Here is a 22,334-nt window from a genome sequence, read left to right as displayed (position 1 = left end):
GCATCATAGCAACCATGCCCGCTCCGTCTGCCATCCGCGTCCACCCGGTCACGCCCACTATCCGCGAGGCCGTGCTGCGCCTGCGCGTACGGCCGGAACAGGACGGTTTCGTGAGCCCGCCCGCGCGCACCTTGCCCGATGCCGAGCTGTGCCCCGCGAGCGAACCGATGGCCATCCTGCTCGACGGCATGCCGATCGGCTATTACCGCATCGAAAGCAGTGCACGCAGCCTCACCGGCCGCGACGAGGATGCGGACGCGCTGGGCCTGCGCTCGTTCCAGCTCGATGCCACCTGGCAGGGACACGGGCTCGGCGCGATCACCATGGAGGCATTGCTGGACGACCTGGCACAGCGCCATCCGCGGGCGCGCCGCATCGTACTCACGGTGAACCGCGACAACACCGCCGCGCTGACGTTGTACCTGCGCGCGGGCTTCGCGGACAGCGGCACGCTGTACCATGGCGGACGCTCCGGACCACAACACCTGCTGTGGCGCACCCTGCCCTGACGAGACCCTCCATGCACGACTACCAGCGCGACTTCATCGAGCTCACCCTGCAGCGCGAGGTGTTGCGTTTCGGCGAATTCACGCTGAAGTCCGGGCGACAGAGCCCGTACTTCTTCAATATGGGGCGGATCGATTCCGGCGCCGCGCTGGCCCGGCTGGGCCGCGCCTACGCCGCCGCGGTGGCGAACGCGGGAATCGCGGTGGACATGCTGTTCGGCCCAGCCTACAAGGGCATCGCGCTGGCCGCAGCCACGGCGATCGCGCTGGCCGAGCAGCATGGCCGCGACCTGCCCTGGGCCTACAACCGCAAGGAGGCCAAGGACCACGGCGAAGGCGGCCTGCTGGTGGGCGCACCGCTCAAGGGTCGTGTGCTGATCGTGGACGATGTGATGACCGCCGGCACCGCCGTGCGCGAGTCGCTGGCGCTGATCCGCGCGCACGGTGCCGAGCCGGCCGGCGTACTGATCGCGCTGGACCGGCAGGAACGCGGCCAGGGCGAACTCTCCGCCGCGCAGGAGGTGGCGCGCGACCACGGCATCCCGGTGATCGCGATCACCAGCCTCGCCGACGTGCTGGCCTGGGCGGGCGAGCACCCGGAGCTGGCAGCCGAGCACGCGCGCCTGCTGGCCTACCGCGAACGCTACGGCGTGAATGGCTGAACCCGGTCACGGCCTGCAAGGACAGGTCGCCCGCCGCGGCGTGCACTCCGGCGGTCGCGTCTATACTCTCGGCGAGGGGGTACTCATGCACAAAACACTGTCCATCCTGACCATCGTCGCACTGCTCGCCAGCACGATGGTCTGCGCCCAGCAACAGGTGCACGGCAACGGCATGCGTTACAAGTGGGTGGACGGCAAGGGACTGCCGCACTTCAGCGACAGCCTGAGCCAGGACGCGATAAAGTACGGCTACGACGTGGTCAACGACCAGGGTATGGTGGTGCAGCACGTGCAGCGCCAGCTCAGCCCGGAGGAGCGCGCTGCCGCTCAGAAGCTGGCCACGCAGCAGGCCGCTGCGCAGCGGGCGGCCCAGGACCGCGCCCGCGCCGACGAGCAGATGTTGTCCGCCTACCCCGACGAGGCCGCGTACAAGGATGCCCTGCAGCAGGCGCTGGCGAACCTGGACCAGCAACTCCACACCAGCAAACTCAACCTGCGCAGCCAGGAGCAGGCGTTGACCGAACTGCTGGGCCGTGCTGCCGAGTTCGAGCACAACAAGCAGCCGCTGCCGAAGTTCCTGCAGGACGGCATCGCCAAGCAGCGCAGCGTGGTGAGCGAGCTGCAGGCACTCCTGCAGCGCCAGCAGGCGCAACGTGCGCAGGCCGCGCAGGAGCAGGCACAGCAGCTGGCTCACTATCGCGCCCTGCGCGCCGCGCAGGACAACCAGCCCTGAATCTCCCTGCACCCCCGTCGATTTGGGCATAGCCGCTGGCTGCGCGTAGACATGCCTGACGTCATCGGGCACGGGCGTGCCCGATGACGGAATCAGAACGGCAACTTCAATCCCGGATCAACCGCCAGCAGCTGCCCACGGAACACCTGCTGGATGCGCTGGAGCGCCGGCGGGTCGTCCGCGTCGAAGCGCAGCACCAGCACCGGCGTAGTGTTCGACGCGCGCACCAGGCCCCAGCCGTCCGGCCAGTCGGCGCGCACGCCGTCGATGGTGATCAGGGTGGCATCGCCGAAGTTCGCCTTGGCGCGGAACCGCTCCATGAAGCGGTAGTGCTCCCCCTCGGCCAGTTCGATCTTCAGCTCCGGCGTGGAGACGCCCTTGGGCAAGGTGGCGAAGATCTCCTCCGGCGTGCGCTCTTCCAGGTCGCCGGCGAGGATCTCCATCAGCCGCGCGCCGGCATAGATACCGTCGTCGAAGCCGTACCAGCGCTCCTTGAAGAAGAAGTGGCCGCTCATCTCGCCGGCCAGTTCCGCGCCGGTCTCGCGCATCTTGCCCTTGATCAGCGAGTGGCCGGTACGCCACATCAGCGGGCTGCCGCCGGCCTCGAGGATCTGGCCCTTGAGGTGCCCGGTGCACTTCACGTCGTAGATGATGGTGGCGCCCGGCTGGCGCGCCAGTACGTCGCGCGCGAACAGCATGAGCAGCCGATCCGGGAAGATGATCTCGCCCGCCTTGGTTACCACGCCGAGGCGATCGCCATCGCCGTCGAACGCCACGCCGAGATCGGCTCCGGTCTGCTTCACCGCGAGGATCAAGTCCTCCAGGTTGTGCGGATCGGAAGGATCGGGATGATGGTTCGGGAACGTGCCATCCACCTCGCAGTACAGGGGCACCACCTCGCAACCGATGCCGGTGAGCACCTGCGGCGCGACTGCACCGGGAATGCCGTTGCCGCAGTCCACCACCACCTTGAGCCGGCGCTCGGCCTGCACGTCAGAAACGATGCGCTCCAGGTAGTCCGGCAGCACCTCGACCTGGCGCAGGCTGCCTTCGCCGCCGTGCTCCAGCGCGTTCTCGGCGATACGCCGGTAGAGATCCTGGATCGCGCCTTCGGACAGCGTCTGGCCACCGATCACGATCTTGAAACCGTTGTAGTCGGGCGGGTTGTGACTGCCGGTGACCGCCACGCCACAGCCGGTGTTGTAGTGCCAGGTGGCGAAGTACACCACTGGCGTGGGCACCGCGCCGAGGTCGATCACGTCGACGCCGGCCGCGCGCAGCCCCCCCGCCAGCGCGCCGGCCAGCTCCGGACCGGACAGGCGGCCGTCGCGGCCCACCACGATCTCGGTGAGAGCCTGCTCACGCATCAGCGTGCCGATGGACTGGCCGAGCAGGTGCGCCACGTTGGCGTCCAGCGTCTTGCCCACCACGCCGCGGACGTCGTAGGCGCGGAAGATCGACGGGTCGAGCGCGATCTTCGCTGCGGGCTTCGCCGCGGGCGCAGGCGCCGGCGCAGCGGCGAGCTTGGCGAGTACCGGCGTGGGCGGTGCGGACTGGCGGGCGGCTTCCTGGGACAACTTGAACTCCTCGATGTCGATGTCTTGCTCGGCAACCGGCAGCTCGCGCCGCCGCAATCGCCACCACAGCAGGTACAGCCCCGCGCCGATGCCCGCCAGCGCCAGCAGCGCGGTCAACGGCCACGAGCGGGGCAGCACGATGAAAGCCATCGGCAGCGCCGCTGCCACGCTGAATGTGCTTCCCGGCACCATCTTCGCAACGGGTTCCACTTCGGCGCCGGCGCCGCCGTGCGAAAGGATGCGCATGTCGGCGCTGGCGTCGCCCTGGCGCAGGTCCAGCCGGCCGCCCGCGGGCGAGACCGCCTCGAAGGCCTGCCGCACCGGCTCGAAGGGCAGCTCAACCCACAGCCAGGCCTGCGCCTGCTGCGGCGGACCCAGGGGCAGCACCAGACTCAGCCGGCGATCGCCCGCGCCGTGCGACGCGCTCTGCACGGGCGGCAGGCCGTCGGCCGTCTGCGCGGCCATCAGCTGTGCCGCCTTGGCGTAGCCGAATTCACGGAAATTCGCGTGCACCACCTCGTCGAGGCTGCCGCTGTAGACGTCCAGCTGGAGCGCCTGCGGCAACTTCGCGTGCAGCGCAGCCACCAGCGCGGCGCGATCACCCTGCAGCAGGGACGGATCCAGCGCAGCCACCGCCTTCTCCACCTGGGCGCGCTCCGCGGCGACCGCCTGTGTCAGCCGCCCTACGGTCGCGTCGCGTGCCTGCTGCACGCGCGCCGCCGCGCTGCCCTCGTCCGCGATCAGCCAGGTCTGCCAGGCACAGAACGCACCGAGCAGCAGCAGCAGCGTGCCCAGCGCCAGCGGCCACAGCCGCCGCCAGTCCGGCTGCGCCCGCCGGCGCGCTCCATTTGCGTTACTTATCGCCATGCCCTGTCCCCGCAGGTATCCGCCACGCCCGGCCCGCCCCTAGGCAGCCGGAATCACTTGATGCCCGTCGAACCGAAGCCGCCCGCCCCGCGCATGCTGGGCGCGAAATCCTCCACGAGGCGCAGCCGCGCCTGCGCCACCGGCACCAGCAGCAGTTGCGCGATGCGGTCGCCCACGCCGATGGTGACCGGCTCGCGGCCGCGGTTCCAGCAGGAAATCATCAGCGCGCCCTGGTAGTCGGCGTCGATCACGCCGACCAGATTGCCCATCACCAGGCCCTGCCTGTGGCCCAGCCCGGAGCGCGGAACGATCAGCGCGCACCAGCCAGGGTCGCCGATGTGGATGGCGATGCCGCTGGGCACCAGCGCACTGTCGCCGGGTCCCAATGTGAGCGGCGCGTCGAGCGCGGCGCGCAGGTCCATGCCAGCACTGCCGGTGGTGGCGGGCTCGGGCAGCGGAATCGAGTCGCCCAGACGCGGGTCGAGGATCTTCAGTTCGACGTCCAGCATTGCCGCGCTCATCCGCGCACCGCGCGATAGCGCTCGGCCACGCAGGCGACGAGCTGGCGCGCCAGTTCGTCCTTGCCGGCGCGCGCCAGGGCGAGCATGCCGTCAGCCCAGTACACGTCCAGCGCGTTGTCGGCGGTCTCGAAACCCAGTCCGTCGCCGACGCGGTTGGCGGCGATCATGTCCAGGCCCTTGCGTTGCAGCTTGTCCTGCGCATAGTGCGCCACGTCATGCGTTTCGGCGGCGAAGCCGACCAGGAAAGGATGTGCGGGGCGCGCCGCGAGGCTGCCGAGGATGTCGGGGTTCTCGGCCAATTGGAGCACCAGGTCGGCGCCGGCTTGCTTCTTTAGCTTGCGGTCGGCCACCTTGGCCGGCCGGTAATCGCCCACCGCGGCGGCGCCAATGTAGATCTGCGCCTGCGCCGAGGCGTCGAGCACCGCCGCCTGCATCTGCGCCGCGCTGCGGACGTCGATCCGGCGCGCCACCCCGGGCGGGGTGGCCAGGCCCACCGGACCGGCCACCAAGGTCACCCGGGCGGCCGCCTCGGCCGCAGCCTGCGCCACCGCGAAGCCCATCTTGCCGGAGCTGCGGTTGCCGATGAAACGCACTGGATCGATGTCCTCGAACGTCGGACCGGCACTGACCACCACGTCCAATCCCGCCAGCACGCCGCTGCCGAACGAGGCCGCCAGGGCGTCGCGCAACTCGTGCGGCTCAAGCATGCGGCCGGAACCCACGTCGCCGCAGGCCTGTTCGCCCTCCGCCGGGCCGAGCACGTGCACACCGCGCTGGCGCAGCAGGGCCAGGTTCGCCTGCACCGCCGGGTTCGCCCACATCTGCCGGTTCATCGCCGGCGCCACATAAAGCGGCGCGGCACTGGCGAGACATAGCGTGGTGAGCAGGTCGTCGGCATGACCGTGGGCCAGCTTCGCGGCAATGTCGGCGCTGGCCGGCGCGATCAGGATGCGCTCGGCCCAGCGCGCCAGCTCGATATGACCCATCGCCGCCTCGGCGCTTTCATCCCACAGCGATGTACGCACCGGCTGGCCGGACAGTGCCTGGAAGGTGGCGGCACCCACGAAATGCCCGGCACCCGCCGTCATCACCACGCGCACCTCGGCACCTTGCTCTCGCAGTCGGCGAACCAGTTCGCAGGACTTGTAGGCGGCGATGCCGCCGGACACTCCCAGGAGGATGCGGCGTTGGGCAAGACTCATGTAGGCAGGGCCTGACGTGCGGGCAGATGGTTAGCTTACCGGAATCATGCTGCGCAACTGCTGCCCGCATCGCATCCCCGCCGGCACGCTGGAGGACATGAGCATCCGCGACTGGCCCGAAGGCGAACGTCCCCGCGAGAAGCTGCTGGCGCACGGCAGCGGCGCACTGTCCGACGCCGAGCTGCTGGCCGTGCTGCTGGGCAGTGGTGCGCCGGGCAAGGATGCGATCGCGCTGGGCCGCGAGCTGCTGGCCGGCGCGGGCAGCCTAGGCGCGCTGCTTGGCCGCCCCGACCACTCGGCGCGCGCGGCGGGCCTCGGTCCGGCCAAGCGCGCACGCATCGCCGCCGCGCTGGAACTGGCCCGGCGCAGCCTCGCCGAGCAGTTGCGCGAGCAGCCCACGCTGGGCAATCCGCGCGACAGCGGCGACTATCTCAGCGCCCGATTGCGCCACCTGCCCTACGAGGTGTTCGGCTGCCTCTTCCTGGACAATCGCCATCGCGTGCTTGCCTTCGAGGAGCTTTTCCGCGGCACCGTGGATGGCGCCAGCATCCATCCGCGCGAGGTGGTGCGTGCCTGCCTGCGGCACAACGCCTGCGCGGTGATCTTCGCCCACAACCACCCCAGTGGCGTGGCCGAACCCAGCGCGGCCGACCGCGCCATCACCCGCGAACTGCGCAGGGCCCTGCAACTGGTCGGGGTGCGTGTGCTCGACCATCTGGTGATCGGCCAGGGCAAGCCGGTGTCGATGGCCGCGCGCGGCCTGATCTGAACGGGACATTTTGGCGATCGCCCCTGATCGCCTGAATCAAACGGGCGGCCAGGCCGCGCTCTTCGGACGATCTTCGGACAAAAAAACGGCGCGGGGATGAGCCGCGCCGTGGTTGCCGATTCGGGGAGCGGAGAGAGCGGCGTCTCCGTGTGCCAAGGATGGAGGGGAGTCGTCACCGGCACGCAGCCAGTGTGGCGGTGCCGCATGACAAGGCGATGACGATCCGGCACTGCAGCGATGACGGCCAAATGGCCGTTACTTATGCACAAAGGGCAGACATGGGCACTTGCGGCCCTCAGCGCAGCCATGACTTCAAGCATGCGTTGCAACCAATTGATTTAAAATCATTCTTTTCAAGAAGACTGCGGCGGCCGCGCACGTGGCGATTCACCAGCCACGGCAGGTGCCGCTTTCCCCACAGACTTATCCACAAGCAGCGCATCGCGCCGCACCATGCCGGCCGCCGTAGCTGCGCGCGACGGCCGTCCGATCCGGCCGGTCTGCTAGGATTGCCGGTTCCATCCCGGAACCGCCGCGCCCGTGAAAGCCCAGCTGCACGAACTGGTCCTCGAGGCCATCCACGTACTGCAAACCCAGTCCACCCTGCCCGCCGACCTGGCGTTGCCCGGCTTCGTGATCGAGCGCACGCGCAGCCGCGAGCATGGCGACTTCGCCTGCAACGCGGCGATGCTGCTGGCGAAAGCCGCGCGGGCCAAGCCACGCGACCTGGCCGAGAAGCTGGTGGCCGTGCTGCCGACGAACCCCCTGGTCGCCAGGGTGGAGATCGCCGGGCCCGGCTTCATCAACTTCTTCCTGGCTGCCGATGCCAGCCAAGCGCAGGTGCACCGCATTCTCGAGCAGGGCGCCGCCTATGGCCGCAACGCGCTGGGCGCGGGCCGCACCGTGGGCGTGGAGTTCGTCTCGGCCAATCCCACCGGCCCACTCCACGTGGGCCACGGCCGCGGCGCGGCGATCGGCGACTGCCTGAGTCGCCTGCTGGAGGCCAGCGGCTGGAACGTGAAGCGCGAGTTCTACTACAACGACGCCGGTGTGCAGATCGCCAATCTCACCACTTCGGTGCAAGCGCGGGCGCGCGGCCTCGCCCCTGGCGACGCCGGCTGGCCGGAAGACGGCTACCGCGGCGACTACATCGCCGACGTGGCGAAGGCCTATCTGGCCGGCGACAGCGTCACCGTGGAGGGCCACACCGTCACCGGCGCGAAGGACGTTGAGGATCTGGCCGCGATCCGCGCGTTCGCCGTGGCTGCGCTGCGCCGCGAGCAGGACCTGGACCTCAAGGCATTCGGCGTGGCTTTCGACGTGTACTTCCTGGAATCGTCGCTGTACGCCGACGGCAAGGTGGAGGAGACCGTGCGCGAGCTGGTCGCCCACGGCCACACCTACGAGGAAGGGGGCGCCCTCTGGCTGAAGACCACCGACTTCGGCGACGACAAGGACCGCGTGATGCGCAAGTCCGACGGCACCTACACCTATTTCGTGCCGGACGTGGCCTACCACCTCAGCAAGTGGCAACGCGGCTACGAGAAGGCGATCACCGAGCTGGGCTCCGACCACCACGGCTCGCTGGCGCGCGTGAAGGCCGGCCTGCAGGCGCTGGACTGCGGCATCCCCAAGGGCTATCCCGACTACGTGCTGCACCAGATGGTCACCGTGATGCGCGGCGGTGAGGAAGTGAAGATCTCCAAGCGCGCCGGCAGCTACGTCACTTTGCGCGATCTGATCGACGAGGTGGGTCGCGACGCCACGCGCTACTTCCTGATCTCGCGCAGGGGCGACTCGCAGCTGGTGTTCGACATCGACCTGGCCCGCTCGCAGACCAACGACAATCCGGTGTACTACATCCAATATGCCCACGCCCGCGTCTGCTCGGTGCTGCGGCAGGCCGGCGAGAAAGGGTTCACGTTCGACCAGGACAATGGGCTGGCGCAGCTCGCACGGCTGGATAACGAACACGAGCAGGCGCTGCTCACAGAACTGTCGCGCTACCCCGAAGTGGTAGAGGCCGCGGCGGCGAACCTGGAGCCGCACCTGCTCGCCGTGTGGCTGCGCGAACTGGCGAACGCGTTTCACACCTACTACAACTCGCACCAGTTCCTCGTTGACGACAAGGACCTGCGCGACGCCCGCCTAGCCCTCGTGGTGGCGACCCGGCAGGTACTGCGCAACGGTCTCGACTTGCTGGGCCTCGGCGCCCCGGAGAGCATGTGATGGCAGCACGCAAAGGCAAGGGCCGGCAGGCGGTACGCAACGGTGGCGGCGGCATTCCCGGCTGGGTCTGGGCGCTGGTCGGCGTGCTGATCGGCGCGGTGGCGGTGGTTGTGCTGATGCGCCACTCGCTGATGCCGATGACGGCGAAAACCGGCCCACAGGCGAATCCGCAGGCCACCGCCGAGGCCCCCGGCGAGACCGGCGCGGTGGCACCGGGCAACGCCGAGAGCGCGCCGAAGAAGCCGCAGTTCGACTTCTACTCCGTGCTGTCGGAGAAGGAGGTGCGTATCCCGGATGCAGAAATCAGCGCGCAGGCCAAGGCCGAGCAGAAGCAGCAGGCCGCCGCGAGCACGCCCACGAACGCCACGCCGGCCGCCACGCCAGTGGCGCCATCGGCGCCCGGCAACGCGCCGGTAGCCACCCAGAACATCGAGGCCGCACCCGCTGCCGCCGTGCCGAAACCGGCGGCCGGCAGCGGCTACCTGCTGCAGGTCGGCGCCTTCCCCAACCCCGCCGACGCGGAGACCATGAAAGCGAAGCTCGCCATGCAGGGCTTCGTGGCGAACGTGCAGTCCGTCAGCGTCAATGGCCAGACCTTCCATCGCGTGCGGCTGGGGCCTTTCCCCACCGCCAGTGCGCTGGAGGCGACCAAGCAGCGCCTCGCCAACGCGGGCATCAGCTCGATCGCGCTGAAGGAAGGCAAGTAATCCACCTCGCCGAGGCCGCACCCCCATGAGCACCAAGACCGCCTGGATCACCGGCGCCACCTCCGGGTTCGGCGCCGCCACCGTGGAGCGCTTTGTGGCCGGAGGCTGGCGCGTGATCGCCAGCGGCCGTCGTGCCGAGCGACTGCAACAGCTGGTGAATGCACACGGTGGCGACCAGGTGCATGCGACCGCGTTCGACATCCGCGACGAAGCTGCCCTGCGCGCGGCCGTTACCGGCCTCCCGGCGGCGTTCGCCGGCATCGACTTGCTGGTGAACAACGCAGGGCTGGCGCTTGGCACCGAGCCGGCGCAGCAGGCCGATCTCGCGCAGTGGAGGCAGATGATCGATACCAACGTCACCGCCCTGGCGACGATGACCCATGCCCTGCTGCCCCGCCTGATCGAAAGCCGCGGCGCGATCGTGAACATCAGCTCGATCTCGGCCAGCTATCCCTACCGCGGGGGCAATGTCTACGGCGGCACCAAGGCCTTCGTCACCCAGTTCTCGCAGAACCTGCGCGTGGACCTGCACGGCACCGGCGTGCGCGTGACCTCGATAGAGCCGGGCATGGCCGAGACCGAGTTCACCCTGGTGCGCACCGGCGGCAACCAGGCCGCCTCCGACCAGCTCTACGCCGGCGCCCGCCCGATCACCGCGGCCGACATCGCCGACACGATCTGGTGGATCGCCAACCTGCCGCCGCACCTCAACATCAACCGCCTCGAGATCATGCCGACCAGCCAGTCGGCGGCCGGCCTGCAGGTCCACCGCGACTGAGGCGATCGCGCACGTCGCTCAACCATCTCCGCCGGAACCGCCGTACTCCACGCCCAGCGCGCGATGGTGGGTCTTGCCCCAGTTCGCCAACGCGTTCAGCGCGGGCCGCAGGCTGCGGCCGAACCCGGTCAGCCGGTAGTCCATGCGCTGTCCGCGCGTATCGCGCGTCACCCGGCAAATCAATCCGTCCGCCTCCAGTTGGCGCAGCTGCTGGCTGAGCACCTTGTGCGCCACCTGCGGCATGGCGGCCTGGAAGTCGCTGAAGCGCCGGTGGCGGGTCGACAGCAGCCACAGGATCATGGGCTTCCACTTGCCGTGGATCAGGCTCAGCGTCACGTCGACGGGACAGACGAAGGTCTTGCGCAGGGAATGGTTCATACGATGGCCCAAGGCGAGGCAGGTAACTTTTCGGTGCGTATCTTTCTGCGCGGCGGCAGATGCAGAATCGGCAGGCCACCGCAACGCCTCCATGAGGACCGAGCATGATCGTCGAGTACATCCGCTACAAGATTCCGCCGGCAGAGGCGGCCCGGTTCGAACAGGATTACGTCGAAGCCGCGCTCAGCCTGGATGCCTCCGCGCACTGCCTCGGCTACGAGCTGGCCTGTTGTCTTGACGAGCCGGGCAGCTACATCCTGCGTATCGAATGGGATTCGGTGGAGGGCCACATGCAAGGCTTCCGCGGCAGCGCGGAGTTTCGCGCCTTCTTCGCTGCGATCAAGCCCTACGTGGAGATGATCGAGGAAATGCGCCACTACCGGACAACGACGGTGCAACGGACCAAGTCGCCATGAGCGATGACGGGATTCCCAGCCTATACGGATGGGCCGGCGGCCTGCCCGCGTTCGAACGCCTCACCGAAATCTTCTACCGGCGCATGCCGGACGATCCGCTGCTGGCGCCCCTGTTTGCGCACATGGACGCCCGCCACCCCCACTTCGTCGCGCTGTTCCTCGCCGAAGTGTTCGGCGGCCCTACCCATTACAGCCAGCAACGCGGCGGCCACCACGCCATGCTGGCGAAGCACGTGGGAAGGCATCTCAACGAAGCGCAGCGCGCACGCTGGATGGCGCTGCTGCTTGAGTGCGCCGACGCCGCCGGCCTGCCGGACGATCCGGAATTCCGTTCCGCCTTTGTCGGTTACGTGGAATGGGGCACCCGGCTGGCCGTACTGAACTCGCGGCTCGAACAGCTGCCCGACGAACAGGCGGCCATGCCTGCCTGGGGTTGGGGCGAGACCGGCGGGCCCTATCGGGGCTGAAGCCGGGCGACCGGGGAGGCCTCCCTCACTCCCGGTGCACGTCGTGGGTGACGAATGGCTGTTCGGCCGGTGGAGCGGCGAACCATTGCGGATGCGCCAGGGTATGCCGCATGTCGTCCAGGCCGCTGCGCCAGTGGCTCTTCATACTGGACACGCTGAACTCGTAGTCCTTGAAGTGCCCTTCGTAGGGCTTGTCCCGGTAGATCAGGTGGATCAGGTTGGTGCGCGAGCCGTTGGCCGCCGCCTCAGCGCAGCGCCAGGCCGGCCCATTGCGCCGATCCGGCGGCACCAGCGCCATCAGTGCATGCAGAAGGCGCTGCTGTTCGCGGCTCTGGCACATGTATTCGGTCACCAGCCGGGTACGGCTGGAGTACTGGATATCCTTCACCCGCTCGGCCACGCCCGCCATGTCGCGCGGCAGCTCGCCGCGGGCACTCCACAGATCGACCTGCAGCACCAGCATGTCGCGGTGCGGCCGCTCGGTCAGCACCTGATACAGCGGCGTGTTGGAAACCATGCCGCCGTCCCAGTAGAACTCGCCGTCGATCTCCACCGCAGGAAAACCGGGAGGCAAGGCGCCGGAGGCCATGAAGTGCTCGGGCCGCAGGCGCTCCCGGGTGTTGTCGAAATAGGCGAAATTGCCGGTGCGCACATTCACCGCACCCACCGACACGCGCATGCCGCGCGGATCGTTGATGCGGTCGAAATCCGCCAGCCGCTCCAGCGTGGCGCGCAGCGGTGCGGTGTCGTACCAGCTGGTGCTGGCGGGTCCGGCATGCGCCTGCAGCACCGGCGCCGGCAGGCGCGGGCGGAAGAAGCCCGCCTGCCCCTCGACCAGCGCGCGCCACGCGGCCAGCCCGCTGAGGCCGCTGCGCACCGCCAGCGGCCACGCCGCCTCGTCGAACCAGGGCGGCGTGGGCACGGACGGCCACAGCGGCGACTGGCAGATGGTGCGCCAGAACGCGCGCAAGCGCTCCACCCGCCGCTCCGGCGGGTTGCCCGCGATGATCGCCGCGTTGAGCGCGCCGATCGAGATGCCGGCCACCCAGCCCGGCCATAGCCCGGCCCCGGCCAAGGCCTCCACCACGCCGGCCTGGTACGCACCCAGAGCGCCGCCACCCTGCAGCACCAGGGCCACGCTGCGGTAGTCGCGCGCTACCGCCTCGGCCAGCGACGACTCCTGCATCGGTTCGGCCATCGGCTTACTGCATGTACCAGCCGTGGCTGACCACAAAGCTCTGGCCGGTCAGCGCAGCGGACGGGAAGGTGGCGAGGTACAGCGCCGTCTGCGCGATGTCCTCCACGGTAGTGAACACGCCGTCCACGGTGTCCTTCAGCATCACGCTCTTGATCACCTCGGCCTCGCTGATGCCCAGCTCCTTGGCCTGCTCGGGGATCTGCTTCTCCACCAGCGGCGTGCGCACGAAGCCGGGGCAGATCACGTGCGAGCGCACGTTGTGCGGCGCGCCCTCCTTCGCCAGCGTGCGCGCAAGGCCCAGCAGGCCGTGCTTGGCCGCCACGTACGGCGCCTTGAGCTTGGAGGCCTCATGCGAATGCACCGAACCCATGTAGATCACGATGCCGCCGCGGTCGCCCTTGTACATGTGACGCAGCGCGGCGCGCGTGGTGAGGAAGCCGCCGTCGAGATGGATCGCCAGCATCTTTTTCCAGTCGGCGTAGCTGAACTGGTCGATCGGGTTGATGATCTGCACGCCGGCGTTGGAGATCAGGATGTCCAGCGCGCCGAAGGCGGCGACCACCTTGTCGGTGCCGGCATCCACCGCGGCCTCGTCGGTGACGTCCATCGCCACGCCGATGGCCTTGCCGCCGGCCACGTCGATCTCCGCCGCAGCCGCATCGGCGGCCTGCTGGTTGATGTCGCAGATGGCGACTTTCGCACCCTGTTTCGCATACAGCTCCGCTATCGCCTTGCCGATGCCGCTGGCCGCGCCAGTGATCAGGGCCACCTTGCCGTCGAGACTGCCCATGGGGGTACTCCGTGAGGGGGAGGCCCATTGTAGGCGGCAGATGTGACGGCACCATCAGGCTTTGGTGCAGGGGACCGGGGCAAGGGCACGCTTGCGACAGCACCGGCCACCAGACGCTTTCGACAACCCCGCCCTCCACTCAGTCCTCTCCCCGAAGGGAGAGGAAGCAACGGGCGTCAGCCTTCTTCGGCCAGGTAGGTGTAGGCGGTGAGGCCGCCATCCAGCGTGCGGTACAGCTGCTCGGCCGCCTCGCCGGCAATGCCCGCGGCGGCGATGCGCTCACGGTAGCTGGCGCGTAACGCGGCGAGGTCGTAGCCCACGTAGTCCAGCATCAGGTCGGTGGTGTCGCCACGGCGCTTGTGTGCGAACACGTAGCCGTCGCCGGCCACGCGCACGTTCACCGCGTCGGTATCGCCGAACAGGTTGTGGATGTCGCCCAGGGTCTCCTGGTAGGCGCCTACCATGAAGATGCCGAGCCGGTAGCTTTCGCCCTCCCGCAGCGCGTGCAGCGGCAGCGAGACATCCACGCCCTCGGCATCGACATAGTCGTCGATGCGGCCATCGGAATCGCAGGTGAGGTCGACGATCACGCCGCGGCGGGTGGGCTGCTCGCCGAGCCGCGCGATGGGCGCGATCGGGAAGATCTGGTCGATGGCCCAGATATCGGGCACCGACTCGAACACCGAGAAGTTGACGAAGTATTTGTCGACCAGCTTCTCGTCCAGCTCGTCCAGCGCGGCGCGGTGCGAACGCTCGCCTGGCAGCAGGCGCGCGCGCACCGCATTGGCGATGGCGTAGTACATCTCGTCCAGCCGTGCGCGATCGGCCAGTGCGAGTTGGCCCAGCGCATACAGCGCCTGGCCTTCGCTCAGGTGATGCTGGGCCTCGTGGAACAGCTCCAGCGCGGGGCGCTGGTCGAGTTCGCCATGCACCTCGCGCAGGCGGCGCAGCACCGCGGGCTCGTCCTGCACCACCGGCGGGATAGTGCCGGCCGGCACTTCCTCCACCTCGCTCACGTTGACCACCAGCACGGCATGGTGCGCGGTCATCGCACGGCCTGCCTCGGTGAGGATGTGCGGCGCCCCGAGGCCTTCCGCCTCCACCGCCTCGGCCAGCGACTGCACGATGGTGGCGGCGTACTGCTCGATCGAATAGTTGATCGAGTTGTGGCTGCGCGAGCGGGAGCCCTCGTAATCCACGCCCAGGCCGCCGCCGACGTCGACGATCTCCAGCGGCACGCCCATGCGGGTGAGCTCGACGAAATAACGCGTGGCCTCGCGCATGCCGTTGGCGATGTCGCGCACATTGGATATCTGCGAGCCCATGTGGAAATGCTGCAGCTTCAGCGCGTGCTTGAGCCCGGCCTGTTCCAGCCGATCGATCAGGGTGAGCACCTGCGCAGGCGACAGCCCGAACTTGCCCTTGTCGCCGCCGGTGTTCTGCCACTTGCCGGCGCCGATCGAGGCGAGGCGCACGCGCACGCCAAGCAACGGCTCCACGCCAAGAGCCTTCGCCTCGGCGAACACGTGGTCCAGCTCGGACAGCTTCTCGATCACGATATGCACGCGCAGGCCGAGCCTGCGGCCGATCAGCGCGAGGCGGATGTATTCGCGATCCTTGTAGCCGTTGCAGATCACGATGGAGCCGGGCCGCGCCATCGCCAGCACCGCCATCAATTCCGGCTTCGAGCCGGCTTCCAGGCCGAAACCCTCGGCGCCGGCGGCCACCAGCTCGCCAGCCACGCCGCGCTGCTGGTTCACCTTGATCGGGTACACGGCGGTATAGCCGCCTGCGTAGTGCCACTCGCCGATCGCCTTGGCGAACGCAGCCTGCAGGCGTGCGAGGCGGTCGGCGAGTATGTCCGGGAAGCGCACCAGCAGCGGCAGGCGCAGGCCCTCGCTGCGGGCTCGCTCGACGATCGCCGGCAACGACAGCGCGGGGCCGTGCGCGCCGTGCGGCCGCATCACGATCTCGCCGGCCCCACCCACATCGACGTAACCGTCGCCCCAGTGGGCCACGGCGTAGGTGTGGCGCGCATCCGCCACGGTCCAGTGCTTCGACATGAAGCATCTCCTTTTCGGAAAGCCTGTCGTCGCAGCGGCGAGCCTTGACGGAAAGGAGCGCGATGGGCCGGAAGCCTCGCACGCCGCGGGGCCGATCGCGCCAGCCGGCGCACGCATGGCGCACCGGAGCCGCCATTGTAGCGGCCCCGGCCGCCAGCCCAAACCCCGGGGCGGCGGTCGGCTACAATGGGCGGCCAAACATTCCGCTCGAACCCCCCAGGAACATCCATGTCGCAGCAGATCAGCTGGTTCACCGAGGCGCACCAGGCCTCCGGCTCCTCCATCGGCTTCCGCACCGAGCAACTGCTGCACGCGGAGAAGACTCCGTTCCAGACCATCGAGATCCACCAGACCACCGACTGGGGCAAGCTGATGGTGATCGACGGTTGCGTGATGCTGACCACGCGCGACAACTTTCTCTACCACGAGATGATGACCCATCCGGCGCTGTTCACCCATGCGCGCGCCAAGCGCGTGGTGATCATCGGCGGCGGCGACTGCGGCACGCTGCGCGAGGTGCTCAAGCACGAGGAAGTCGAGCACGCCGTGCAGGTGGAAATCGACGAGCGTGTGACGCGGCTGGCCGAGCAGTACTTCCCCGAGCTGTGCGAGTCGAACAACGACCCGCGCGCCGAACTGCTGTTCATCGACGGCATCAAGTACATGGCCGAGGCCGAGCCCGAATCGCTGGACCTCATCATCGTGGACTCCACCGACCCGGTGGGCCCCGCCGAAGGCCTGTTCAACGCCGCGTTCTACGCCAGCTGCCACAAGGCGCTCCGCCACGGCGGCCTGCTGGTGCAGCAGAGCGAATCGCCGCTGGCCCACCTCGAACTCATCAAGTCGATGCGCGCCGCGATGCGCACCGCCGGCTTCAGCGCCGTGAAGACCCTGCCGTTCCCGCAGCCCTGCTACCCCACCGGCTGGTGGAGCTGCACCATGGCGCGCAAGGGCGGCGACCTCAGCGGCTTTCGCGAGCGCGGCGCGCTCAGCAAGAACTTCCCCACGAAGTACTACAACGCCGAGATCCACAAGGCCGCACTGGCCCAGCCGGAATTCATGCGCGAGGCGCTGGGGGAATAAGAGCCGGGACTGGAGAGGCGGCGGGACCGGGGATCCGGCAAAGCCGAACCTCGCGGCACCGCTGCTCATTCAGATCCCGGATCCCCGCTCCGGACCTGCCTTCAAAACAGCTTGCCGCGCACCTTCGGCAGCAGCAGCAGCGCCAGCGTCGCCAGCGGGCCGAACGGCAGCGAGAGCAGGAACCAGATCAGGCCGCTGCGGTTCTTGCCCTGTGCGAGGCCCGCGTTGATCAGCGCCAGCGTGCCCCAGCCGGCGAACCATGGTGCGCCGTCGGCGAAACTGGAAAAATGATTCACGGCATGTCCTCCGGCCCCTGTGTTGTGGAGCGCGCCGGGCGCGCTGATCGAACCGGCATCCTAACAACTCGCCCTCGGACAGGCCCGCCACGGCATCCCCTGGCTCAGACATCGTTCAGAGCATCCTCAACACCCGGCCGCTAAGCTGGCGGCCCCGTGATTGCTGGAGCACCCCATGCGTGGATGGCACTGCCTCGCCGTTGCCGGCGCCCTTTCGCTGCTCGCAGCCCCTGCGGCGGCGGCCGTGAAGCCAGCCGCTCCGGATGCGCCACCGGCCGCCGGCGACAGCGCTCGCGGGCAGGCGCTGCAGGCGTTCCAGCACGACCTGGTCAGCGTGCTGGCGTTGCGCGCCACCGCGCAACCGCTGCTGGGCGCGGCGCTGCTGGCCCGCCCGCTGCCGGACCAGCCGAAGACCAGCAGCTTCCACGCACTGATCAGCCGCGCCGCCGCGGCCCCCGATGCCGGCCCCGGCGTGCAGTGGGCGCGCCTCGCCGACTGCGACGCGAAGGCCGACGCCTGCCCGAACGCCAGCGCGCTGCGCAAGCTGGTGGAGCAGGCGCCGGACAACGCCGCGGTGTGGCTGCTCAAGCTGGGCCTCGACACCCGCGACATGAAAGCCGGTGCCGCGCGCGAAGACCTCGCCAAGGCGGCCGCCGCCAAGCTCTACGACGACTACACCGGCGGCAGCCTCACCGCGCTGGCCGGCGTGGTGGACGCACTGCCCCCACCGCCGGCCGCGCAGGGCGCAGGCGGCCCCGTCGGCGTGCAGGCGCTGATCGTGCAGGGCAACGCCAGGCTGCAGCCGCGGCCCATGCTGCCGGTGGTGGCCAAGCTGTGCGAGAACGCGGGCGACGATGCCGCGATCAAGGCCGACTGTCTCCAGCTCGGCAAGCTGCTCCAATGGGGTTCCAGCCCGCTGGCGCGCTCGCTGGGCCTGCACCTGCGCGAGGTGCTCGGCGACCCGGCCGCGCAGGCAGAGGCGCGGCAGCAGCGCCGCGACCTGGTCTGGCAGGTGCAGAACTACTCGCAGCTGGCGCTGCGCGCGCAGGACGATCCCGCTCTGGCACGGCAGCTGCTGGCGACCGCGAAGCAGGGTGGCACCGAGATGAGCCAGCTGATCACCGTGCTGCGCGCCAGCGGCGTCTCCGTTACCGCGCCCGGGAGCTGGCAACCGCCGGTGCCAGACGCCCCGGCCGCGGCGCACTCCCCATGACGGGCCGCAGCGGTTAGGCTTGGTCCACCTTTCGCGACAAGGGCGTACCCATGGTCACGACGCTGGTGGCGAGCAGCAAGGGGGGATGCGGCAAGAGCACGCTGGCGACACAGCTGGCGTCGCACTGGGCCCAGGCCGGGCAGCACACCGCCATCGCGGACGCCGATCACCAGGGTTCCAGCTACCGCTGGGCCACGCGCCGGCCCGACCACGTGCCCGGGGTACTGGGGCTGGAGGGCGGCCGCAAGGCGCTGCAGCGCGTGCCGCCGGACACGCAGCAGCTGCTGATCGACACCGCGGCCGGCTCGGGCGAGCGCGAACTCGAAGCCTTCATCGAGCGGGCCGACGTGCTGCTGGTGCCGGTGCTGCCGTCCAGCTTCGACCTCGACGCCACGATGCACTTTCTCGGCGAATTGCAGGCGATCAAGCGCATCAAGAGCGGCAAGCTGCCGGTGGCGCTGGTGGCGAACCGCCTCAAGCCCTGGACCCGTGCCAGCCAGGATGCGGTGGAACAGCTCGCCGCCGCATCGCCGTTCCCCGTCGTCGCCCAGTTGCGCGACAGCCAGGCGTATGTGCTGCTCGCCGCGCTGGGCAAGGGCATCTTCGACTATCAGTCCGAGCAGGTGCGCAGCCACCAGCAGGACTGGAAGCCGCTGTTGCGCTGGATCAGGCGCCAGACCGCCTGAGCACGCTGCGCCACCAACCCTACCGGAGTCCTCCATGCACGAACTGATCCTGCTGCGCCACGCCGAAGCCATGCCCGCCGAGGGCGGCGGCGACGACCGCCAGCGGCCGCTGAGCGAGCACGGCCGGCGCGAGGCACAGGACGCCGGCGCCTGGCTGGCACGGCACGGCGCGCGGCCATTGCGTGCGCTCTGCTCGCCCGCACGGCGCGCCGAGGAAACCGCGCAGCTGGCGCTCGCAGCGCTGGCCGATCCGCCGCCGCTGCAACAGGCCGGCGAGATCTACGACGCCACCCCAGGCGAGCTGCTGGCCCTGCTCGACCAGCACGCCGACGCGGGCACCGTGCTGCTGGTGGGCCACAACCCGGGCATCGAGCGGCTGGTGGCGCTGCTGGTGGAAGGCCGTTCGGACGAATTCCGCGGCATGCCGCCGGCCGGCCTGGCCGTGCTGCACCTCAGCAGCGGCCCGCTGGAGCCGGCCAGTGCGCGGCTGGATGCGTTCTGGTCACCACGCTGAATCGCCCGATAGATGGTTCGTGCCGAACATGGCGGAATCCGGTTGCGCAAAACTGGAACGCGTGGACTCCAGACCCGCGGCGCTTCGCCCTTCCCGCGCCCTGCGGGGTGCAAACGTTTGGGATAACTTCGACAATCCTCCCGGGGCGTGACGCCTCGCATTGTCCATCGTTCATGTCGTCTCGCTGGCTGCTGCTTCCCGTCCTGCTGCTCGTCACGCTGCTGCAAGGCTGCACGCTGAGCCGCGCCCAGATCCGCGAGGCTGGCGCCATCGTCGCCGCCAGCCCCGGCCGCGCGGACACCTGCCACCAGGCCGATCGTTGCGCCGCGCCCTCGCCCCTGCTGGAGGCCGCGCAGCAGGCGATCGCCGAGTCCACGCCCAGCCATCCGGTCAACGCCGTCACCCTGCTCGATGACAGCGAGGCCGCGCTGGTGGCACGCCTCAGCCTGATCCGCGCCGCCCGGCACAGCATCGACGTGCAGACCTATATCTGGGACGAGGACGACATCGGCCAGCTGGTGCTCAATGAGCTGGTGCGAGCCGCGCAGCGCGGGGTGAAGGTGCGCATCCTGGCCGACCAGCTGTTCTCCTTCAACGACCTCGGCCTGCTCGACCGGCTCGCGCGGGTCAGCCCCAACCTCGAGGTGAAGCTGTACAACCCGACCTTCCACGACGCGCAGACGCCGCCGCTGGAATTCGCCGCCGGCATCGCATGCTGCTTCATCAAGTTCAACCAACGCATGCACAACAAGCTGCTGCTGGTGGACGATGCCATCGGCATTACCGGTGGGCGCAACTACCAGAACCGCTACTTCAACTGGGACCCGGACTTCGACTATCTCGACCGCGACGTGATGGCCGGCGGCCCGGTGGGCAGGGAAATGGCCGACAGTTTCGCGCTGTTCTGGAACCATCGGCGCTCGGTGCCGCTGATCCGCCTACGCGACGTGAACCGGCGCATCCGCGACGACCGCGCGGCACCCGGCTGGCCCGCGCCGCGTTACACCGACCCGGCGCGGGTGGCGCGCGCCCAGGCCGAGGCGGAAGATCCCGACTGGCTCGCCGCCTGGATCGGCGACGATACCCTGCGCGTGAGCCAGGTGAACTACTTCAGCGACCTGCCGGCCAAGACCGACGAGCCGACCAAACGCAGCGCGCGCGAACTCACCGGCCGCCTGATGCGCATGGTCGCCGACGCCAGGCACGAGGTGGTGCTGCAGACGCCCTACCTGGTCCTCAGCAAGCGCGCGCAGGACATCTTCAAGCGCCTGCACAAGGAAAACCCGCCGCCCGACGTCATCATTTCCACCAACTCGCTGGCCGCCACCGACGCATTCGCGGTGTACGGGCTGTCCTACAAGCATCGCCGCCGCTACCTCACCGAATACGGCTTCCAGATCCACGAGCTGAAGCCGCACGCCGACAGCGCCGCCGAGGCCTGGGAGGAAGCGAACGAGGACCAGGCCGACGGCCCCAGCGGGCAACCCATCGCAACCACCGGCAAGCCGCGCAAACGCTTCCCGGGCAACGAGCGTCGCCCCGGCCTGTTCGGCAGCCACGGCGCGCGCAACCGCCCTGCTCCCCTGCGCAGCAATGGCCGCCGCTACAGCCTGCACGCCAAGTCGATGGTGGTGGACGACAGCTTCGCAATGGTCGGCTCGCACAACTTCGACCCGCGCTCCGACCACTACAACACCGAGGCCGGCGTGGTCGTCTACGACCCCCGCTTCGCCAGCGAGGTGCGCGCCTCCATCCTCGAAGACACCCTGCCGCAGAATGCCTGGACCATCGCCAAGCGGGAACCCACGATCCCGGTGCTCGGCAACATCAGCCAGGCCATCGGCAACCTCTCCTCGCGCCTGCCGCTGTTCGACCTGTGGCCGTTCCGTTACGCCACCAGCTACGAGATCAAGCCCGGCTGCACCCCGCTCGCTCCCGACAACCCGAAGTTCCGCGAGTGCTACACCCCGGTCGGCGACTTCCCCGACGTGGCGATCTCGCCCAAGCTGATCTACACGCGCCTGATCACGGCGTTCGGAGCGGGAGTGAAGGGGATCCTGTGAGGCAGCCCGTGTAGCACACAGCAGCCGCCTTGGTCCGCCACTCGCTCGGCCGACAGGACCCGGGAGGTCGCCCGGCCCGCGCCTGCGGTGACCCCGAGGCTTGCGCTCCGCGCCTCCGCTGCCTGCAACACTGGCCCCGCTGCCCGGAAGGACACGGACACCCGTTTCGCGACCGGCGACGCGGTTGGGCAAGACACGCCAAGACCGCCCCTGCCCGGCGGTTGCGACTCTGCGCGGAACTCGCGAGAGGCCCGTCGATCAATGCGCTCCCTCGCGCCGGCGCCGTCCGGCACCGTCCTTCGTGACCGTCCGCGCCCGGGGGAGAAAGGGCAGATTCCGCACCGACTTGCCGGCCTCCCCACCCCGAGGTGGCGGCCCGACGCCCCGCGGCCCGGTGCGGGTGGTGACGGGGCCCACCCCGTAAGTTGACGGCAAAATAATTTACGAATGTTTGACATTCGCAAGATCTTTGCGATACGTTCATGCGTCGATTCTCTCTAAATTCGACGTAATCAGAGAAAAATCAGGGTTTTGAGCGAATCATCCGCGGCTGTTCGAACCAGCGGAGTTTCGCAAGTTTTTGTCAATGCCCGGGAAGTCCGGGCCCCAATCCCCG

Annotated in this window: 22 protein-coding genes; 14 read left to right on the top strand and 8 right to left on the bottom strand. The window is 69.1% G+C overall.

All coding sequences use genetic code 11. The features are described 5' to 3' along the window. Positions 1-14: 14 nt before the first annotated feature. The 3 genes from AC2EWF_RS09460 (at position 15) to AC2EWF_RS09450 (ending at position 1,901) form a co-directional block, all read left to right on the top strand. On the top strand, positions 15-509 hold the full coding sequence (locus AC2EWF_RS09460) for a GNAT family N-acetyltransferase (RefSeq protein ID WP_483639106.1): 495 nt from the start codon (positions 15-17) through the stop codon (positions 507-509). Positions 510-520: 11 nt separating this feature from the next. Beyond that, positions 521-1,168: an orotate phosphoribosyltransferase gene (gene pyrE, locus AC2EWF_RS09455; RefSeq protein ID WP_483639105.1), complete on the top strand. Its 648-nt coding sequence runs from the start codon at positions 521-523 to the stop codon at positions 1,166-1,168. An 85-nt stretch (positions 1,169-1,253) separates the two neighbouring features. Beyond that, positions 1,254-1,901, top strand: coding sequence for a DUF4124 domain-containing protein (locus AC2EWF_RS09450; protein WP_483639104.1), 648 nt, complete (start codon positions 1,254-1,256; stop codon positions 1,899-1,901). 92 nt (positions 1,902-1,993) lie between these two features. On the opposite strand, the gene AC2EWF_RS09445 is transcribed toward AC2EWF_RS09450, so the two are convergent. Genes AC2EWF_RS09445 through coaBC form a run of 3 tightly spaced genes read right to left on the bottom strand, consistent with a single transcriptional unit; the run spans position 1,994 to position 6,068 of the window. Beyond that, entirely contained in the window at positions 1,994-4,345 is a 2,352-nt protein-coding gene (locus AC2EWF_RS09445; RefSeq protein ID WP_483639103.1) for a phosphomannomutase/phosphoglucomutase, read from the bottom strand. 53 nt (positions 4,346-4,398) lie between these two features. Continuing rightward, positions 4,399-4,854, bottom strand: coding sequence for a dUTP diphosphatase (dut, locus tag AC2EWF_RS09440; RefSeq protein WP_483639102.1), 456 nt, complete (start codon positions 4,852-4,854; stop codon positions 4,399-4,401). Positions 4,855-4,862: 8 nt separating this feature from the next. Next, positions 4,863-6,068 (bottom strand): bifunctional phosphopantothenoylcysteine decarboxylase/phosphopantothenate--cysteine ligase CoaBC, encoded by a 1,206-nt coding sequence (gene coaBC, locus AC2EWF_RS09435; protein ID WP_483639101.1) that lies wholly within the window; start codon positions 6,066-6,068, stop codon positions 4,863-4,865. A 97-nt stretch (positions 6,069-6,165) separates the two neighbouring features. On the opposite strand from coaBC, the gene radC reads away from it, so the two are divergent. From radC to AC2EWF_RS09415, 4 genes are all read left to right on the top strand, one after another. Continuing rightward, entirely contained in the window at positions 6,166-6,837 is a 672-nt protein-coding gene (gene radC, locus AC2EWF_RS09430; protein ID WP_483639137.1) for a RadC family protein, read from the top strand. 540 nt (positions 6,838-7,377) lie between these two features. Further along, on the top strand, positions 7,378-9,066 hold the full coding sequence (gene argS, locus AC2EWF_RS09425) for an arginine--tRNA ligase (RefSeq protein ID WP_483639100.1): 1,689 nt from the start codon (positions 7,378-7,380) through the stop codon (positions 9,064-9,066). Further along, the gene (locus AC2EWF_RS09420) at positions 9,066-9,773 is read left to right on the top strand and encodes an SPOR domain-containing protein (protein ID WP_483639099.1); all 708 of its coding nucleotides are present in this window, start codon (positions 9,066-9,068) and stop codon (positions 9,771-9,773) included. Before argS ends, AC2EWF_RS09420 begins: the two co-directional genes overlap by 1 nt. Before the next feature lie 25 nt (positions 9,774-9,798). Continuing rightward, positions 9,799-10,551, top strand: a complete 753-nt coding sequence (locus AC2EWF_RS09415) for an SDR family NAD(P)-dependent oxidoreductase (RefSeq protein ID WP_483639098.1) — start codon at positions 9,799-9,801, stop codon at positions 10,549-10,551. An 18-nt stretch (positions 10,552-10,569) separates the two neighbouring features. Here AC2EWF_RS09415 and AC2EWF_RS09410 read toward each other — a convergent pair whose 3' ends face one another. Continuing rightward, positions 10,570-10,929, bottom strand: a complete 360-nt coding sequence (locus tag AC2EWF_RS09410; protein WP_483639097.1) for a winged helix-turn-helix transcriptional regulator — start codon at positions 10,927-10,929, stop codon at positions 10,570-10,572. Positions 10,930-11,033: 104 nt separating this feature from the next. Here AC2EWF_RS09410 and AC2EWF_RS09405 point away from each other — a divergent pair, with 104 nt between their 5' ends. Together AC2EWF_RS09405 and AC2EWF_RS09400 are read left to right on the top strand one after the other, a co-directional pair. Next, on the top strand, positions 11,034-11,345 hold the full coding sequence (locus tag AC2EWF_RS09405) for an antibiotic biosynthesis monooxygenase family protein (RefSeq protein WP_483639096.1): 312 nt from the start codon (positions 11,034-11,036) through the stop codon (positions 11,343-11,345). Further along, the gene (locus AC2EWF_RS09400; protein WP_483639095.1) at positions 11,342-11,812 is read left to right on the top strand and encodes a group II truncated hemoglobin; all 471 of its coding nucleotides are present in this window, start codon (positions 11,342-11,344) and stop codon (positions 11,810-11,812) included. The genes AC2EWF_RS09405 and AC2EWF_RS09400 overlap by 4 nt, the downstream gene beginning before the upstream one ends. A 25-nt stretch (positions 11,813-11,837) precedes the next feature. Here AC2EWF_RS09400 and AC2EWF_RS09395 read toward each other — a convergent pair whose 3' ends face one another. The 3 genes from AC2EWF_RS09395 to speA all read right to left on the bottom strand — a co-directional run bounded on the left by AC2EWF_RS09395 (position 11,838) and on the right by speA (position 15,863). Further along, positions 11,838-13,010 (bottom strand): DUF3734 domain-containing protein, encoded by a 1,173-nt coding sequence (locus AC2EWF_RS09395; RefSeq protein ID WP_483639094.1) that lies wholly within the window; start codon positions 13,008-13,010, stop codon positions 11,838-11,840. A gap of 4 nt (positions 13,011-13,014) precedes the next feature. Then, complete coding sequence (locus tag AC2EWF_RS09390; RefSeq protein ID WP_483639093.1) at positions 13,015-13,800, bottom strand: 3-hydroxybutyrate dehydrogenase; 786 nt, start codon at positions 13,798-13,800, stop codon at positions 13,015-13,017. Positions 13,801-13,976: 176 nt separating this feature from the next. Further along, a complete protein-coding gene (gene speA, locus AC2EWF_RS09385) occupies positions 13,977-15,863 on the bottom strand; it encodes an arginine decarboxylase (RefSeq protein ID WP_483639092.1) in 1,887 nt (628 codons plus the stop codon). Positions 15,864-16,091: 228 nt separating this feature from the next. Here speA and speE point away from each other — a divergent pair, with 228 nt between their 5' ends. After that, complete coding sequence (speE, locus tag AC2EWF_RS09380) at positions 16,092-16,946, top strand: polyamine aminopropyltransferase (protein ID WP_483639091.1); 855 nt, start codon at positions 16,092-16,094, stop codon at positions 16,944-16,946. 101 nt (positions 16,947-17,047) lie between these two features. Here speE and AC2EWF_RS09375 read toward each other — a convergent pair whose 3' ends face one another. Next, on the bottom strand, positions 17,048-17,242 hold the full coding sequence (locus tag AC2EWF_RS09375) for an antitermination protein NusB (RefSeq protein ID WP_483639090.1): 195 nt from the start codon (positions 17,240-17,242) through the stop codon (positions 17,048-17,050). Between the two features lie 175 nt (positions 17,243-17,417). On the opposite strand from AC2EWF_RS09375, the gene AC2EWF_RS09370 reads away from it, so the two are divergent. The 4 genes from AC2EWF_RS09370 (at position 17,418) to AC2EWF_RS09355 (ending at position 21,718) form a co-directional block, all read left to right on the top strand. Then, on the top strand, positions 17,418-18,455 hold the full coding sequence (locus AC2EWF_RS09370) for a hypothetical protein (RefSeq protein WP_483639089.1): 1,038 nt from the start codon (positions 17,418-17,420) through the stop codon (positions 18,453-18,455). Between the two features lie 50 nt (positions 18,456-18,505). Further along, entirely contained in the window at positions 18,506-19,141 is a 636-nt protein-coding gene (locus AC2EWF_RS09365) for a nucleotide-binding protein (protein WP_483639088.1), read from the top strand. A 34-nt stretch (positions 19,142-19,175) separates the two neighbouring features. Then, positions 19,176-19,655, top strand: a complete 480-nt coding sequence (locus tag AC2EWF_RS09360) for a SixA phosphatase family protein (RefSeq protein ID WP_483639087.1) — start codon at positions 19,176-19,178, stop codon at positions 19,653-19,655. A gap of 173 nt (positions 19,656-19,828) precedes the next feature. Next, entirely contained in the window at positions 19,829-21,718 is a 1,890-nt protein-coding gene (locus AC2EWF_RS09355) for a phospholipase D-like domain-containing protein (RefSeq protein WP_483639086.1), read from the top strand. The last annotated feature ends 616 nt before the right edge of the window (positions 21,719-22,334 follow it).

This window comes from Rhodanobacter sp. sgz306013, from assembly GCF_057031145.1.
The sequence above is the reverse complement of the archived record's forward strand: the minus strand, read 5'-3'. Positions and strand labels throughout refer to the sequence as shown.